At 38.0% G+C, this 14253-nt stretch carries 15 protein-coding genes; 14 read left to right on the forward strand and 1 reads right to left on the reverse strand.

The window, feature by feature from the left end:
- Positions 1-43 precede the first annotated feature (43 nt).
- From AC6UDE_RS02655 to AC6UDE_RS02695, 9 genes are all read left to right on the forward strand, one after another.
- On the forward strand, positions 44-994 hold the full coding sequence (locus AC6UDE_RS02655) for a DNA-directed RNA polymerase subunit alpha (RefSeq protein ID WP_500693560.1): 951 nt from the start codon (positions 44-46) through the stop codon (positions 992-994).
- Between the two features lie 18 nt (positions 995-1012).
- Positions 1013-1396, forward strand: a complete 384-nt coding sequence (gene rplQ / locus AC6UDE_RS02660; protein WP_500693561.1) for a 50S ribosomal protein L17 — start codon at positions 1013-1015, stop codon at positions 1394-1396.
- 175 nt (positions 1397-1571) lie between these two features.
- Entirely contained in the window at positions 1572-2405 is an 834-nt protein-coding gene (locus AC6UDE_RS02665) for an energy-coupling factor transporter ATPase (protein WP_500696536.1), read from the forward strand.
- Positions 2384-3247, forward strand: a complete 864-nt coding sequence (locus AC6UDE_RS02670; protein WP_500693563.1) for an energy-coupling factor transporter ATPase — start codon at positions 2384-2386, stop codon at positions 3245-3247. Before AC6UDE_RS02665 ends, AC6UDE_RS02670 begins: the two co-directional genes overlap by 22 nt.
- 13 nt (positions 3248-3260) lie before the next feature.
- Positions 3261-4043, forward strand: coding sequence for an energy-coupling factor transporter transmembrane component T family protein (locus AC6UDE_RS02675; protein ID WP_500696537.1), 783 nt, complete (start codon positions 3261-3263; stop codon positions 4041-4043).
- Positions 4044-4844: a tRNA pseudouridine(38-40) synthase TruA gene (gene truA / locus AC6UDE_RS02680; RefSeq protein ID WP_500696538.1), complete on the forward strand. Its 801-nt coding sequence runs from the start codon at positions 4044-4046 to the stop codon at positions 4842-4844.
- A 119-nt stretch (positions 4845-4963) separates the two neighbouring features.
- Positions 4964-5407, forward strand: a complete 444-nt coding sequence (rplM, locus tag AC6UDE_RS02685) for a 50S ribosomal protein L13 (RefSeq protein WP_500693566.1) — start codon at positions 4964-4966, stop codon at positions 5405-5407.
- Between the two features lie 13 nt (positions 5408-5420).
- The gene (gene rpsI / locus AC6UDE_RS02690; protein ID WP_500696539.1) at positions 5421-5813 is read left to right on the forward strand and encodes a 30S ribosomal protein S9; all 393 of its coding nucleotides are present in this window, start codon (positions 5421-5423) and stop codon (positions 5811-5813) included.
- Positions 5814-5879: 66 nt separating this feature from the next.
- Positions 5880-6461, forward strand: coding sequence for an ECF transporter S component (locus AC6UDE_RS02695; RefSeq protein WP_500696540.1), 582 nt, complete (start codon positions 5880-5882; stop codon positions 6459-6461).
- 28 nt (positions 6462-6489) lie between these two features.
- On the opposite strand, the gene AC6UDE_RS02700 is transcribed toward AC6UDE_RS02695, so the two are convergent.
- Positions 6490-6801: a DUF2187 family protein gene (locus AC6UDE_RS02700; RefSeq protein WP_500693568.1), complete on the reverse strand. Its 312-nt coding sequence runs from the start codon at positions 6799-6801 to the stop codon at positions 6490-6492.
- 119 nt (positions 6802-6920) lie between these two features.
- Between AC6UDE_RS02700 and AC6UDE_RS02705 the strand changes: the two genes are divergently transcribed.
- From AC6UDE_RS02705 to AC6UDE_RS02725, 5 genes are all read left to right on the forward strand, one after another.
- The gene (locus AC6UDE_RS02705; RefSeq protein ID WP_500693569.1) at positions 6921-7532 is read left to right on the forward strand and encodes a glycoside hydrolase family 73 protein; all 612 of its coding nucleotides are present in this window, start codon (positions 6921-6923) and stop codon (positions 7530-7532) included.
- 30 nt (positions 7533-7562) lie between these two features.
- Entirely contained in the window at positions 7563-8696 is a 1134-nt protein-coding gene (locus tag AC6UDE_RS02710; protein ID WP_500696541.1) for an ATP-grasp domain-containing protein, read from the forward strand.
- Between the two features lie 88 nt (positions 8697-8784).
- Complete coding sequence (gene pcrA, locus AC6UDE_RS02715) at positions 8785-11049, forward strand: DNA helicase PcrA (protein WP_500696542.1); 2265 nt, start codon at positions 8785-8787, stop codon at positions 11047-11049.
- A 22-nt stretch (positions 11050-11071) separates the two neighbouring features.
- Entirely contained in the window at positions 11072-13090 is a 2019-nt protein-coding gene (ligA, locus tag AC6UDE_RS02720; RefSeq protein WP_500696574.1) for an NAD-dependent DNA ligase LigA, read from the forward strand.
- On the forward strand, positions 13053-14228 hold the full coding sequence (locus AC6UDE_RS02725; RefSeq protein ID WP_500693572.1) for a CamS family sex pheromone protein: 1176 nt from the start codon (positions 13053-13055) through the stop codon (positions 14226-14228). Before ligA ends, AC6UDE_RS02725 begins: the two co-directional genes overlap by 38 nt.
- Positions 14229-14253: the final 25 nt, after the last annotated feature.

The raw sequence follows: 14253 nt of genomic DNA on the forward strand, positions 1-14253 counted from the left end.
GTTTTAAATTACTCAATGCGTTTTGAAAGGGGTAGAGACTACAATGATTGAATTTGAAAAGCCAAACATTCACAAAATTGAAGAAACAGACAACTATGGTGAAATAGTTGTAGAACCACTCGAAAGAGGATATGGTACCACTTTAGGCAATTCACTTAGACGTGTCTTGTTGGCTTCATTACCAGGAGCTGCGGTTACTAGCATCCAAATTGATGGTGTTCTACACGAATTTTCAACTGTAAAGGGTGTAGTTGAAGATGTTACTCAAATTATCTTAAACGTTAAAAAGATTAATTTGAAAATTAACTCAGATGACAATGAAACAAAGTCAATGAGTATTAATGTAACTGGACCAGCCGATGTAACCGCAGGTGATATCGTAACTGATAGTGATGTTGAAATTTTAAATCCGGATTTGCACATTGCAACGGTTGCTGACGGAACTACATTCCACATGAACATGACTGCCAACAAAGGTCGCGGCTACGTTTCTGCTGAAGAAAACAAAGCCAAAAACGATGGTATGCCAATTGGTGTTCTACCAGTTGATTCTATTTATACCCCAATCGAACGTGTTAATTATCAAGTAGAAGATGCACGTGTTGGTCAACGTGATGATTACGACAAATTGACGTTAGACGTTTGGACTAATGGTTCAATTACACCTTCTGATGCAATTAGTTTGGCAGCTAAGATCTTAAATCAACATTTCCAATTATTTATTGATTTAACTGACAGAGCAAAGAATGCCAATGTTATGGTTGAGAAGGAAGAAAGCCATAAAGAAAAAATGCTTGAAATGTCAATTGAAGAATTGGATCTTTCAGTTCGTTCTTACAATTGTTTGAAACGTGCTGGAATTAATACTGTTCAAGAATTAACTGATAAGTCTGAAGCTGACATGATGAAGGTTAGAAATCTTGGCCGTAAGTCACTCGATGAAGTTAAAGAAAAATTAGCAGCATTAGGACTATCTTTACGTAAAGAAGACTAAAAAGGAGGATATCCGGTTATGAGTTATCGCAAATTACAACGTACGAGTGCTCAACGTCGTGCTTTGCTTCGTAATTTGACTACTGACTTAATTGTTAACGGTCAAATCAAAACAACAGAAGCTCGCGCTAAGGATGTTAGATCATTAGCCGACAAGATGGTTACCTTGGGCAAGAAGGGTGACTTGAATGCTCGTCGTCAAGCTGCAGCTTACTTGCAAAACACCATTGCTGATGTAAAAGAAGACGGAGATAGTATCAAAGTAACTAGTGCATTACAAAAGTTATTTGACGAAGTAGCACCAAAGTATACGGACCGAAACGGTGGTTACACACGTATTCTTAAAACAATGCCTCGTCGTGGTGACGGTGCACCAATGGTAATCTTGCAATTTGTCGAATAATTTCGATATTTGTTAAGAATAATAAATATTTCACTATAGGAATCACTAAGGTTAAAGGTATAAAGTGTTACGATGATGGATTTTCCAAGTCTAGCTTGAATGTGGTTAACTCCATGCGCCTTAATCTTTTAGTGATTTTTTTATACATAATTTTAATAATAGGAGAGCTGATTCCATGAATCAAATCATTAATGTTTCCAATCTTTCTTTTAGGTATAATAATGAAGATGATCATAAGGTATTAGATGATGTCTCTTTTCAGTGCGAACGAGGTGAATATATTTCATTAATCGGTCGCAATGGGAGTGGTAAAAGTACCATTGCCAAACTGGTTGATGGTCTTCTAACTCCTAGTGAGGGAGAAATTGTGGTAGATGGGATCAGGTTGGACTCTCATGGTAATGACCGCGAAACAAGAAAAGCAATTGGCTTAGTTTTTCAAAATCCAGATGATCAATTTGTTGGTGCCACGGTAGCAAGTGACGTTGCGTTTGGACTTGAAAATCGGGCGGTTCCAAGAGAAGCGATGAAGCCAAAAGTTAAATCGGCGTTAGAAAAGGTAGGAATGTGGGAATATCGAGACGAGATTCCTAGTAGTCTTTCTGGTGGACAGAAGCAACGGGTCGCAATTGCAGGAGCAATTGTGCTTGATCCTAAAATTTTAATTCTAGATGAAGCGACAAGTATGCTAGATCCTTTAGCTACTAGACAAATTCATCAAGTTGTCAACAAATTAAATCAAAAACAAAATATGACAATTCTCTCCATTACGCATGATATCAATGTGACGGCTAAATCCGATCGGATATTAGCACTTAATAATAATAAAATTGTATTTGACGGAAAACCAAGTGCTTTCTTTCAGAAGCATCAATTAATTGCTGATATGGATCTAGATCTTCCCTTTAGTGAGAAGTTAAGGCAGAAATTCCTTGATGCAGGATATGACATTACTGACAAGTACATGGATGATGAGGGGATGAGCCAATGGATAAGCACATTATTTTAAGTAACGTTGATTTTGTCTATCAACCCGGTCTGCCATCAGAAAGACAGGCTTTAAGTAATGTCAGTTTAAAGATTAATAAGGGTGAATTTTTGGGTGTTGTTGGAAAAACTGGTAGCGGAAAGTCAACGTTAGTTCAGATGATTAACGGATTATTGAAACCGACTTCGGGGAGTGTTACCGTTGGCAAAATCAAAATTAACAGTGAAACTAACAACCATAACCTAAGTGAGCTCAGAAAAAAAGTCGGGATGATTTTCCAGTTTCCGGAAAAACAACTGTTTGAAGATAATGTTCTAAAAGATGTATCTTTTGGTCCACTTAATTTTGGCGAAAATGAAGCAGTTGCAAAAAAGAGAGCCATTCAGGCGCTTTCAATTGTTGGCATTAGTAAAGAACTATATTCTCGTTCACCCTTTGAGTTGTCTGGCGGTCAAATGCGTCGGGTCGCAATTGCTGGAACGATTGCATGTGATCCAACCGTTCTCATTTTAGATGAACCAACGGTGGGATTGGATCCTAGTGGCAAGACTGAGATATTAAAGATTATCAAGCAACTAAACAAAAATGGAGTAACCATCATCATGGTTACTCACGATATGGATGTGGTGGCACAAAATGCTACCCGTGTTGTGGTTATGAATGATGGAAAAGTGTGTTCTGATTCAACTCCTAGGGAATTATTCAGCAATTACAAGTTAATCGATCAAAATTCATTAGCGCTTCCTGATTCTGTTCAGATATACTATGATTTAATTAATCGAGGCATCAGATTAAAAAAGATTCCGTTAACAGCGGATGAAGTTGTTAACGAAATTACGCAAAAACGAAGTGGAGTGAAGTAGAATCGATCAATTTGTGTTTGGAAAATACTTTCCTGGAAATTCATTCATTCATCGTTTAAATCCAGCTTTTAAGATTTTAGGCTCCGTTATCATTATTACGCTTATTTTGATGTGCAATAATTGGGTAAGTTATGGATGTATGACGCTTTTTACATTGGTACTGATATACTTATCTCATTCTCGAATTAAGATGCTTCTAAAGGGGATCAAACCCATTCTGTGGCTAATTATTTTTACGGTCTTGATTCAAGTGTTTTTTGGCCATGGCGGAACGGTTTATTTTCATTTATGGTTTATCTCCATCACTTCATCGGGAATTATTAATGCGGTCATGATATTTGTTCGATTGGTCCTTATTATCACGATTGCTACTATTTTGACCATCACGACCAGTCCATCGATGATTGCACTTGGTGTTGAGACGATTCTGAGACCGCTTAAGTGGGTTAAAGTTCCCACTGAAACGATTGGGATGATGGTTTCAATTGCACTGCAATTTATTCCGACTCTAATCGATGAGTTAAATGACATTATGAATGCTCAAAGGGCACGGGGTGTTGATTTTGGTAAAGGCAAATTAATGAAACGAGCTAAAAGCCTAGTGTCGCTGATTATTCCCTTGTTTGTTTCTTCTTTTCGTCATGCTGAACACCTTGCAGATGCCATGGAAGCTCGTGGATATTCTGATGAGGTCAAGCGAACTCATTATCAGCTCGTCTCTTGGACGGTCCTTGATTGGGTTGCTTTAGGGGTCATGATGGTTTTAACGGTTGTAATTATTTTAGTGAGGAATTAGATGAAAACTCGGTATAAAATTACATTTGCATATGATGGGACTAAATTTGCTGGCTTTCAAACGCAGCCGAAGCAGCGAACGGTGGAAGGAACTTTAACTAATATTATTAACAAAATGGCCCAAAAAAGTGGCAAGCATGTTTTACTTTATGGATCTGGCAGAACTGACGCAGGTGTTCATGCCCTAGGTCAGGTTGCCCATTTTGATTTTCCCTATGATTTAGGTGAGGAAAGTATGTTAAAGGGGTTAAACAGTATGTGTCCCCTGGATATTGAAATAATAAGTGTGCAAAAGGTTAATGCTGACTTTCATGCTCGTTATGATGTAACGGGGAAAAAGTACTTGTATCGGTTGGATTTGGGGCGCTTTACCAATCCATTTAAAAGAAATTATACTGCTCATTGGCGTTTTCCCGTTAATTTCAATTGGATCGAAGAGGCCATTCATGATTACGTTGGCAAACATGACTTTTCGTCTTTTGTTGCTTCTGGTGCAAAGGAAGGAAGTCGGGTTCGTACAATTTTCTCGGTTGATGCTAACTTAGATAAAGTTACTAATGAGATGCAGTTCGAGTTTTATGGTGATGGTTTTATGTATAATCAAATTCGGATTATGGTTGGGGTGCTGATGGAGATTGGACGGGGAAAGCGGCCAGTTCATGATATCCAACGATTGTTCAAAGTGAAGGATCGAAACGAAGCACGTTTAACAATGCCAGCTAATGGCTTGTACTTAAAAAGGGTTTATTATCCAGGAGATGATCCAAAACATTCGAAACGAAAACATCATCCAGATGATTAAAATGAATTTGACTTTCAGAAGAAATGTTAGTACTATTGTAACTGGTATTGTTTGCCCCACGATAAGCCCCGGAAACTTATTAGGTGTCGAACAAACACGGAAACATGGAGGAATTAAAAGTGCATACAACATATATGGCTAAACCCGGCGAAGTAGATCGCAAGTGGTACGTTATTGACGCAGATGGCGTTGAATTAGGTCGTCTCTCAAGTGTCGTTGCTTCTATTCTACGCGGAAAAAACAAACCTACATTTACGCCAAACGTAGATACAGGTGACAATGTTATTGTAATCAATGCATCTAAAGTTGCATTGTCTGGTAAGAAAGCTAGTGGCAAGATTTATTATCACCACACATCTTACATTGGTGGACTTAAGTCAATTACTGCTGGTCAAATGAGAGCAGAGAAGCCTGATCGACTTATCGAAACTTCAGTTAAAGGTATGCTTCCTCACGGTACATTAGGTCGTCAAATCGCTAAGAAACTTCACGTTTATGCAGGTGAAGATCACACTCATGAAGCTCAAAAACCAGAAGTTCTTGATATTAAGAACCTAATTTAAGGAGGAAACACAATTGGCTAAAGTACAATATACCGGCACAGGTCGCCGTAAAGATTCAGTTGCTCGTGTACGCTTAGTACCAGGTACTGGAAAAGTTGTAATCAATGACAAAGATGTTGAAGATTACATTCCATTTCCTAATTTAAGAGAAATCATTTTACAACCATACAATGTTACTGAGACACTTGGTAATTATGACACATTAGCTAACGTTAATGGTGGTGGATATTCAGGACAAGCTGGTGCTGTTCGTTTAGGAATTGCACGTGCTTTACTTGAAGTTGATCCAGACTTTAGAGAAGCCCTCAAGAAGGCTGGTTTATTGACACGTGACCCTCGTATGAAGGAACGTAAGAAACCCGGCCTTAAGAAAGCTCGTAAGGCTGGTCAATTCTCAAAACGTTAATCAGAAGATTATATTTTGTCGCTCATGTCCGCATGAGCGCTTTTTTATTAAATGGGTGAATTTAAAATGAAAAAGACACGAAATTATCATATTGCAATCTTGTCAGTTTTTATTGCCATTATTTTGATTCAAAACTTTGTTCCTATTTTAGGATATATTCCGGTTGGTCCACTAAGCATTACGTTAATTCCAATTACCGTGATTGTGGCAACCTTAGTGCTTGGTTTAAAGGATGGCTTTATTCTTGGCACGCTCTGGGGTGTAATTGTGTTTGTCAGGGCCTTTACGTGGCCTACTAGTCCAATTGCTCCACTTGTCTTTGAGAATCCGATTACGGCCATTTTACCGCGGGCCTTAATTCCGGTAGTTGCTTACTTTTCCTACAAATGGTTAAAAAAATTACTTAATAATAAGCTTTCACTTGTGATTGCATGCGCTTTGGGTTCCATGACCAATACAATTTTAGTGCTGTTATTTATTTATATTTTTAATCGAAAGCAAGCCCCAATCCTATACCATGTGAGTGTTGACAAAATTATCTATGCCTTATTAGGGGTAGTTGGAACCAATGGTCTGATAGAAATGATTATTACAGCAATTGTTTGTCCAATTATCATTATTTCGTTAGATAAAGTAATCCAAAAATAAAAAGCAGATCATTACGATCTGCTTTTTGTTACTTTGATGCGTCCGATGATTTTTTGTCACCATCTTGTTTTGAATCGTCATCTGGTCCCTCATCAGGATCTTTTTGAATTCGTGGAGCTTGCTTAATCATTTTAAGATCTTTGTGATTAATAACGGTCTTGTTATGATACTTATCAATTATTTCTGGATCATCAGATTCAAATGTAATCAAAAAGGCATTATTGTAAGCTTTATCGATATAACCGGTAAAATCATTCTTTTCAAGTTTAAACGATACTTCATCGCCAACTTCAAAGGGTGATTTTTCGGTCTCCGTTTGTTCATCGTGTTTCTTTGCCAAACTGACCACCTCCAATTGTATTCAACTAATGAAATATAAACGAATAATTAACATTTGTCAATTTTTAACATTTTTGTAGTACAATTTAAACAGTAAATTTATTTGTAAGGAGGGTTAGTTTGGCTAGGAAAAAGAAGCAAAAGCAAAATAAGTTAGTTGCTTATGTCCTGACCGTGCTAATCCTGTTAGTCATGTTCGTTGGTGCTGTGATGATTTTAGGCAATTCTCATTTTAACCCGCAGTATGAACAAAATAATGTTAGTGTTCAACATAAGGAATTTATCAACAAGATTTTACCGAAGTCAGTTGAGATGCAACGGAAGTATAAAATTTTGACTAGCATTACCCTTGCTCAGGCTATTTTAGAATCAGATTGGGGCCAGAGTACTTTGGCCTCAAAGTATAATAATCTTTTTGGTGTTAAAGCGGGTGCTGGACAAAAGAGTGTCACTTTGGACACGACTGAATATACGAGTGGATCACCCGCAATGGTTCACGGAAGTTTTCGCGTTTATGATAATTGGGATGAGTCAATTGAAGATCATGCTGTTTTACTAGCTCATGGCACAGACTGGAACCCCATGCAATATAAAGAAGTTGTGTCGGCGGACAATTACGTCGATTCTGCCAAGGCTCTCAGTACCGATGGATATGCAACAGACCCGGCTTATGCAGACAAAATCATTAAAATCATTAAAAAGTATCATCTTAATCAATACGATAAACAATGATGTAGCAAAAGATTTATTGGAGGTTAAACTATGGATTCAGTATTACTCTACCCAGGAAGCACAATTGGAATTATTGGTGACTATTTTAGTAGTACGCAACTAGTTAACGTGGCCCGCGACGCGGGATTAAAAATCGCCACCTATAGTTCTAATTCAGATAGCGAGATCGCTAGACAATCTGATTACGCATTTACAGGTGACGTTAATGATGTTGATACTTTAAGGGAATTTTCTGAGAAGTGTGATTTAGTTACATACGTTTCAAATGACATTGATCCTCAGGTTATTAGTGAAATCGAAAAGTATACTTATGTTCCTCAAGGCGAATCCCTTTTAGAGATTAGTCAGGACCGTGTGATGGAAAGGGCCTTTTTTGATCAAATTAACGTCAATACGTCACCATACGTCACTATTATTAACTTGGAAGATATCTATCAAGCAATTGATTCAATTGGATATCCTGCAATTTTAAAACCAATTCAGCGACACATGACTAATAACCAACAGTTAGTTATTAACGAATCAAATGATATTGCACTTGCGTCCGACATGTTAAAAAGAGGGCCTTATATCCTTGAGTCTTACGTTCCCTATCGTTCCGAATACGCAATTATTGCTACTAAATCAGTAAAAGAAGATTTACAACAATTTCCCGCCGTTAAAACCAGTTATTTAGGGAACATGCTCCAAACGGTAAGTACTGATACTTCCAAAACAGATTCTAACGTTATTAACGAAATGATTAGAATTGTTAATCAAATCGGCAAAAATGTTAAATACGTTGGTTCATTTGAGGTATCGTTCGGTGTAACGGCTGATCAAAACATTTACGTTACAAACATTGATCCAACCGTTAATAATGCCGGTTTTTTGTTTAATTTAGCTACTGATATCAGCGAGTATGATCAACATCTTCGGGCCATTTCAGGGTTGCCATTAGCTAAGATTAATAAGATTAGTGATGTGGTTGCTCGTTTGTTTACGAAAAAGCAATATGAACAGGTTCTTAGACAACGAATCCTTCAACCAAACTGGCAATTTTATTTTAATTATCACAGTAATGCACGTGATGATGATGTGGTTGGAGTGATTTTAATTCCAACCAATTCGGTTGAAGAGACGTTTAATCGAATTGTGAATACAGGAATTTGGACCAAAAATTAAATGTTATTAAAATTGAAGAGTCGGCAATTTGTCGGCTCTATTTTGCTATAATTAATGATGGATTTACAAAGCGAGAGGATTGGTTAACGTGTCAAAGACAGACCTACTAAAGACAATGAACGATAAGCAACAAGAGGCGGTAGAACAAACTGAAGGTCCACTTTTGATTATGGCTGGTGCTGGAAGTGGTAAGACCAGGGTGCTCACTCATCGAATTGCTTATCTAATTGAGAAAAAAGGTGTGATGCCATGGAATATTTTGGCGATTACATTTACCAACAAAGCTGCTCGCGAAATGAAGGAACGTGTTAGTAAATTACTTGGCGTCGGTGGTGACGATGTTTGGGTATCAACTTTTCACGCACTTGGCGTGAGAATCTTGAGACGTGACATTGATAAATTAGGTTATAATCGTGCTTTTTCTATCACTGATTCAGGAGAACAAAAGACCCTTGTAAAACGAATTTTAAAAGACTTAGATCTAGACCCGAAAAAGAATGATCCAAGGGCTATTTTAAGTGCCATTTCAAACGCTAAGAATAATTTACAGACTCCACGAGATTATCAAAAGTCACATTCAGCTAACAGTCCATTTGAAGAAGTGGTTTCACAGGTATATTTCGAATATCAAAAGCGACTTCAAGAAAATCAAGCTGTCGATTTTGATGATTTGATTATGCTTACGATTAGATTGTTTAAACAATATCCAGAGGTTTTGAATTATTATCAAGATAAGTTTCATTACATCCATGTCGATGAATATCAGGATACCAATGAAGCACAGTATAAATTAGTATCAATGCTTGCCAAAAAGTATCAAAATTTGTGTGTAGTGGGTGACGCTGATCAGAGCATTTATGGTTGGCGTGGTGCTAACATGAATAATATCTTGGATTTTGAAAATGACTATAAAAATGCACACGTTGTGAAACTGGAACAGAATTATCGTTCAACTAAGAATATTTTAAGTGCCGCAAACGACGTTATTCAAAACAATGCTGAGAGAAAAGATAAGAATTTGTGGACGGAAAATGATACTGGCGAAAAAATAACGTACTATCGTGCTCAAAGTGAGGCTAGTGAGGCCCATTACGTGGTGTCTAAGATTAAAGATGAGGTCAGTAAACATCATTATTCTTATAATGATTTTGCGGTCTTGTACCGGACGAATGCCCAGTCTCGTGTAATCGAAGAGACCTTCTTGAAATCAAATATTCCGTACACGATGGTTGGTGGGCATAAATTCTACGACCGTAAGGAAATCCGGGACATTCTTTCGTATTTGACTCTCATTGCTAATCCTAGTGATTCATTAAGTTTTGAACGGGTTGTTAACGTTCCTAAGCGCGGAATTGGTAGTTCAAGTGTGGAAAAGTTGAGAATGTTTGCAGCAGATAATGGATGGAATCTACTAGAAGCAGCTCAAAATGTTGACTTGGCCAATAATATCTCCAGTCGTGCCCGAAATGCCATTGCTAATTTTGCTAATGTCATATCAAACGTTCAAAAAAAGCAAAAGGATATGACCGTTACGGAAATTACCGAAGCACTTTTGGATCAATCTGGATATATGGCTGATCTAAAGAAAACCAATTCACTGGAGTCACAGACACGGATTGAGAATATTGAAGAATTTCTTTCTGTCACAAAAGATTCTGATTTAAAGTATGATGAACAGACTGGTAGTAGTGATAGTCGTTTGACAGATTTTTTGGCGGATCTGGCCCTTGTATCGGCTCAAGACGATGTTGATGAATCGGCTAAACAGGTGACTTTAATGACTTTGCATGCTGCTAAGGGACTTGAATTTCCAGTCGTCTTTATGGTTGGGATGGAAGAAGGAATTTTTCCTCTTAGTCGAGCTACTGAAAAGGAAAGTGAGTTAGAAGAAGAACGACGGTTAGCCTATGTGGGAATTACGCGGGCTCAGACCAAACTCTATATGACAAATGCATATTCACGAATGTTATATGGTAGAATGCAAAATAATCCCGAGTCACGATTTATGGATGAAATTAATTCGGATGTATTGGATAATGAGAGTTCAATTCCAACGGGACCTAAGACTCCATTTGACACCAGTAGTGAGTATAATAAACGAACCAATCGAGCCTTTAGTGAACCATATCATCGACCTAACAAACGAGTCGAAAAACCCCAAGGAACTGGTGCTGACAAGAAGTCATGGAATATTGGTGATAAAGTCAAACACAAGGCGTGGGGAACTGGAACGGTTGTTAAAATTAATGGAACCGGTGAAGATATGGAACTTGACATTGCCTTTCCAGAAAAAGGAATTAAACGTCTATTAGCTGCATTTGCACCCATAACAAAAATTCAATCGATTAAGTAAGGGAGTGGTAAGATTGTTTAAGATTCCAATGGATCAGGTTAATGAAAGTGAAGCAAAAAAAGAGGCCTCAGAACTAAGACCAAAGTTAATTAAGTGGGGAAAACAGTACTATGAACAGGATCAGCCAACCGTAGAAGATGCGGAATATGATCGAAACTATGCTCGCTTGCAGGATCTGGAAGCTAAGTTTCCAGCAATTATCACTCCTGATTCACCGACTCAGCACGTTGGTGGGGCAACTTCGAATGAATTTACAAAGGTCAATCACGAGATTCCAATGCTTTCACTGGGTGACGTATTTTCACCCCAAGAGCTTAAGGATTTTGTGATTCGACTCAAGCACAATTATCCTCAAGATACTGAGTATAATTGTGAGTTGAAGATCGATGGACTAGCTATTTCACTTCGTTATGAGCATGGGGTGTTCGTGCAGGGATCGACTAGGGGAAATGGACAAATTGGTGAGGATATCACTGAAAATTTAAAAACCATCCCATCAATCCCTAAAAAATTAAGTCGACCCATTGATATTGAAGTACGTGGCGAATGTTATATGGGAAAAGAAGCCTTTTTAAAGTTAAATGAACGACGACAAAATGACGGAAAACCAACGTTTGCTAATCCGAGAAATGCTGCTGCCGGGAGTCTTCGGCAATTGGATCCAAAAGTTACTAGGGATCGCCACTTAAGTACTTTTATGTATAACGTTGCTAATTATGACGATTTAAAGGCTACCACTCAAAGTGGACTTTTAGAGGAACTAAAAGAATTAGGCTTTACCATTAATGAGCATTATCAAGTAGCTGATAATATGGATCAGATTGATGCTTACATTAAAAAGTATTCAGCAGCAAGAGATAATCTCACCTTTGGTATCGATGGCATTGTGATTAAGACCAATTCGCTTCCTTTACAAATGGAAATTGGGCATACGGTTAAAGTCCCAAAGTGGGCGATCGCTTACAAGTTTCCGCCAGAAGAAGTTCATACTAAAATTAAAAAGATTGAGTGGACCGTTGGAAGAACGGGAGTGGTAACTCCTACCGCAATCATGGATCCAGTGCAATTGGCCGGTACTACCGTTTCAAGAGCGTCACTTCATAATCCTGATTATATTGAGAAAAAAGATATCCGTGTCGGCGATACAGTTGTTTTGTATAAAGCTGGTGACATTATTCCGGAGGTTGAAAGGTATCTTCCTGATTTAAGGCCAAAAGATTCTAAGCCATATGTTATCCCAGATCGATGTCCTTCATGTGGTGCTAAATTAGTCCACTTAGATGGTGAAGTTGCCTTACGTTGTATTAATCCGAAGTGTCCAGCACAGCTGGTGGAACAAATTAATCATTTTGCTTCTAGAAATGCAATGGATATTGATGGTTTGGGTCCTAAGATTGTGAAGCAGTTGTTTGATAAAAAAATGGTCTCGGATGTGGCCAGCTTGTATCACCTTAGTTATGATGAACTACTCACTCTTGATAAGTTTGGTGACAAGTCTGCTAACAATTTACTTTCTGCCATTGATAGTAGTCGGAGCAATTCACTTGAAAGATTGCTTTTTGGATTAGGCATCAGACACGTCGGTGCTAAAGCAGCGCGATTAATTGCTGCCCACTTTAAAACCATGGATGCTCTCATGAAATCAAGTGTCGAAGAAATCGCCTCAATTGACACCATTGGTCAAGTTATTGCTGATAGTGTTCATACTTATTTTGAAAACGCTGATAGTAGAGAATTAATTGGCGAACTCGTTGATGTTGGTGTTAATATGGACTATGTAAATAATGAAGAGATAGTACAACCAGATAACTTTTTCAATGGTAAACGAGTTGTATTGACCGGAAAGTTGGTTGATTTAACTAGGGGTCAAGCCAGTGAATGGCTTGAAAACCATGGAGCGGATGTCACAAGTAGTGTTTCTAAAAATACCGACCTAGTAATTGCGGGAGAGGATGCAGGTAGTAAGCTAACCAAAGCTCAATCTCTTTCGGTTCCGGTTTGGGATGAAGATCATTTTAAAAATGAAATGCAAAAAGAATGATAAGAAGTCGGAGGAATTTAAGTTGAGACGCTTAAAAGTAATTTTAATGGTGGCGGCTAGCGCGTTAATGTTAGTAGCTTGTGGGAGTACTAACAAGAGTACCACTAATACAAATAATAAGAATACACAATTAACCGGGGAAACTGGTGGTAAGAATTATCAGAGTGTTATTAAGGATGGACATTATCAAACTAGTAAATCGCGTGGGGTTGACATTCAACAAAATGATAATCAGTTTAACTTGAAAGGATTTCAGAACGGTTTGCTTGGAATTTCCAAGCAGAATTTTTCGACTGATAAGTATGTTTTTCAGGAGGGACAATACATCTCTACTGACACTGCCGAGAAGTGGCTTGATCGTAAGTCAAAGCAAAACCCGGAGGGACTAAATCCATCGCAACAAAAGGGAAAAGTAACCCCGATGTACTTACAACAGATGGATGAACAAGATTTCTTAGTTCCAAATGGTAATAAAATGACCATGAAGGGTATGACCATTGGCCTTGGGATCAATTCAGTGTACTACTACACTAAGCAGAAGTACGGGAGCCAGTACCAACAGAAGATCCCCGATGATGTGGTTGAGAAACAAGGTAAGGAGATGGCTAACACAATCCTTAAACGATTGAGACAGAATAAAGAATTAAAGAATATTCCAATCGTGATTGCATTGTACAAGCAAGCTCCAAACGATAGTTTGACTGGTGGTAATTTCTTTGCCTCATCGGTTAACAATCCGGGCACGACGTCTGTAAACTCATGGAAACCAATTAATGAAAAATCATATGTGTTCCCGATTGCCAATGGTTCTAAGGGACCTAATACGAATGATTTATCTGCGTTTAATCAATTTAAGTCACAGGTTCAAAATTTCTTCCCTAACTTGAGTGGGATTACTGCACAGGCTCAATACAAGGGTAAGCAACTTCAAGGAATGCACATTAACATTACAACTCAATTTTATAGTCAAACTGAAATCATCAGTTTTACTCAATACCTACAGAATGCTGCTCAAAAATATCTTCCTGGCAGTGTTCCAATTGATATTACCGTAAAATCAACTGATGGAATTCAAAGTTATTTGAACCGGAATGCGGGAGGAAAGTCCTTCAGTTCGCATGTGTTTAATAGCTATTAAGATTTAGTGATTTAGTAAAAGAGGG

This window comes from Fructilactobacillus sp. X2R5C3 (assembly GCF_059901325.1).

Excerpts from the sequence above, each read along its gene's own strand:
- AC6UDE_RS02725 (WP_500693572.1), top strand. The coding sequence starts at position 13,053 with ATGAAGATCATTTTAAAAATGAAATGCAAAAAGAATGATAAGAAGTCG.
- AC6UDE_RS02655 (WP_500693560.1), top strand. The coding sequence starts at position 44 with ATGATTGAATTTGAAAAGCCAAACATTCACAAAATTGAAGAAACAGAC.
- AC6UDE_RS02695 (WP_500696540.1), top strand. The coding sequence starts at position 5,880 with ATGAAAAAGACACGAAATTATCATATTGCAATCTTGTCAGTTTTTATT.
- AC6UDE_RS02665 (WP_500696536.1), top strand. The coding sequence starts at position 1,572 with ATGAATCAAATCATTAATGTTTCCAATCTTTCTTTTAGGTATAATAAT.
- rplQ (WP_500693561.1), top strand. The coding sequence starts at position 1,013 with ATGAGTTATCGCAAATTACAACGTACGAGTGCTCAACGTCGTGCTTTG.
- truA (WP_500696538.1), top strand. The coding sequence starts at position 4,044 with ATGAAAACTCGGTATAAAATTACATTTGCATATGATGGGACTAAATTT.
- AC6UDE_RS02710 (WP_500696541.1), top strand. The coding sequence starts at position 7,563 with ATGGATTCAGTATTACTCTACCCAGGAAGCACAATTGGAATTATTGGT.
- AC6UDE_RS02670 (WP_500693563.1), top strand. The coding sequence starts at position 2,384 with ATGGATAAGCACATTATTTTAAGTAACGTTGATTTTGTCTATCAACCC.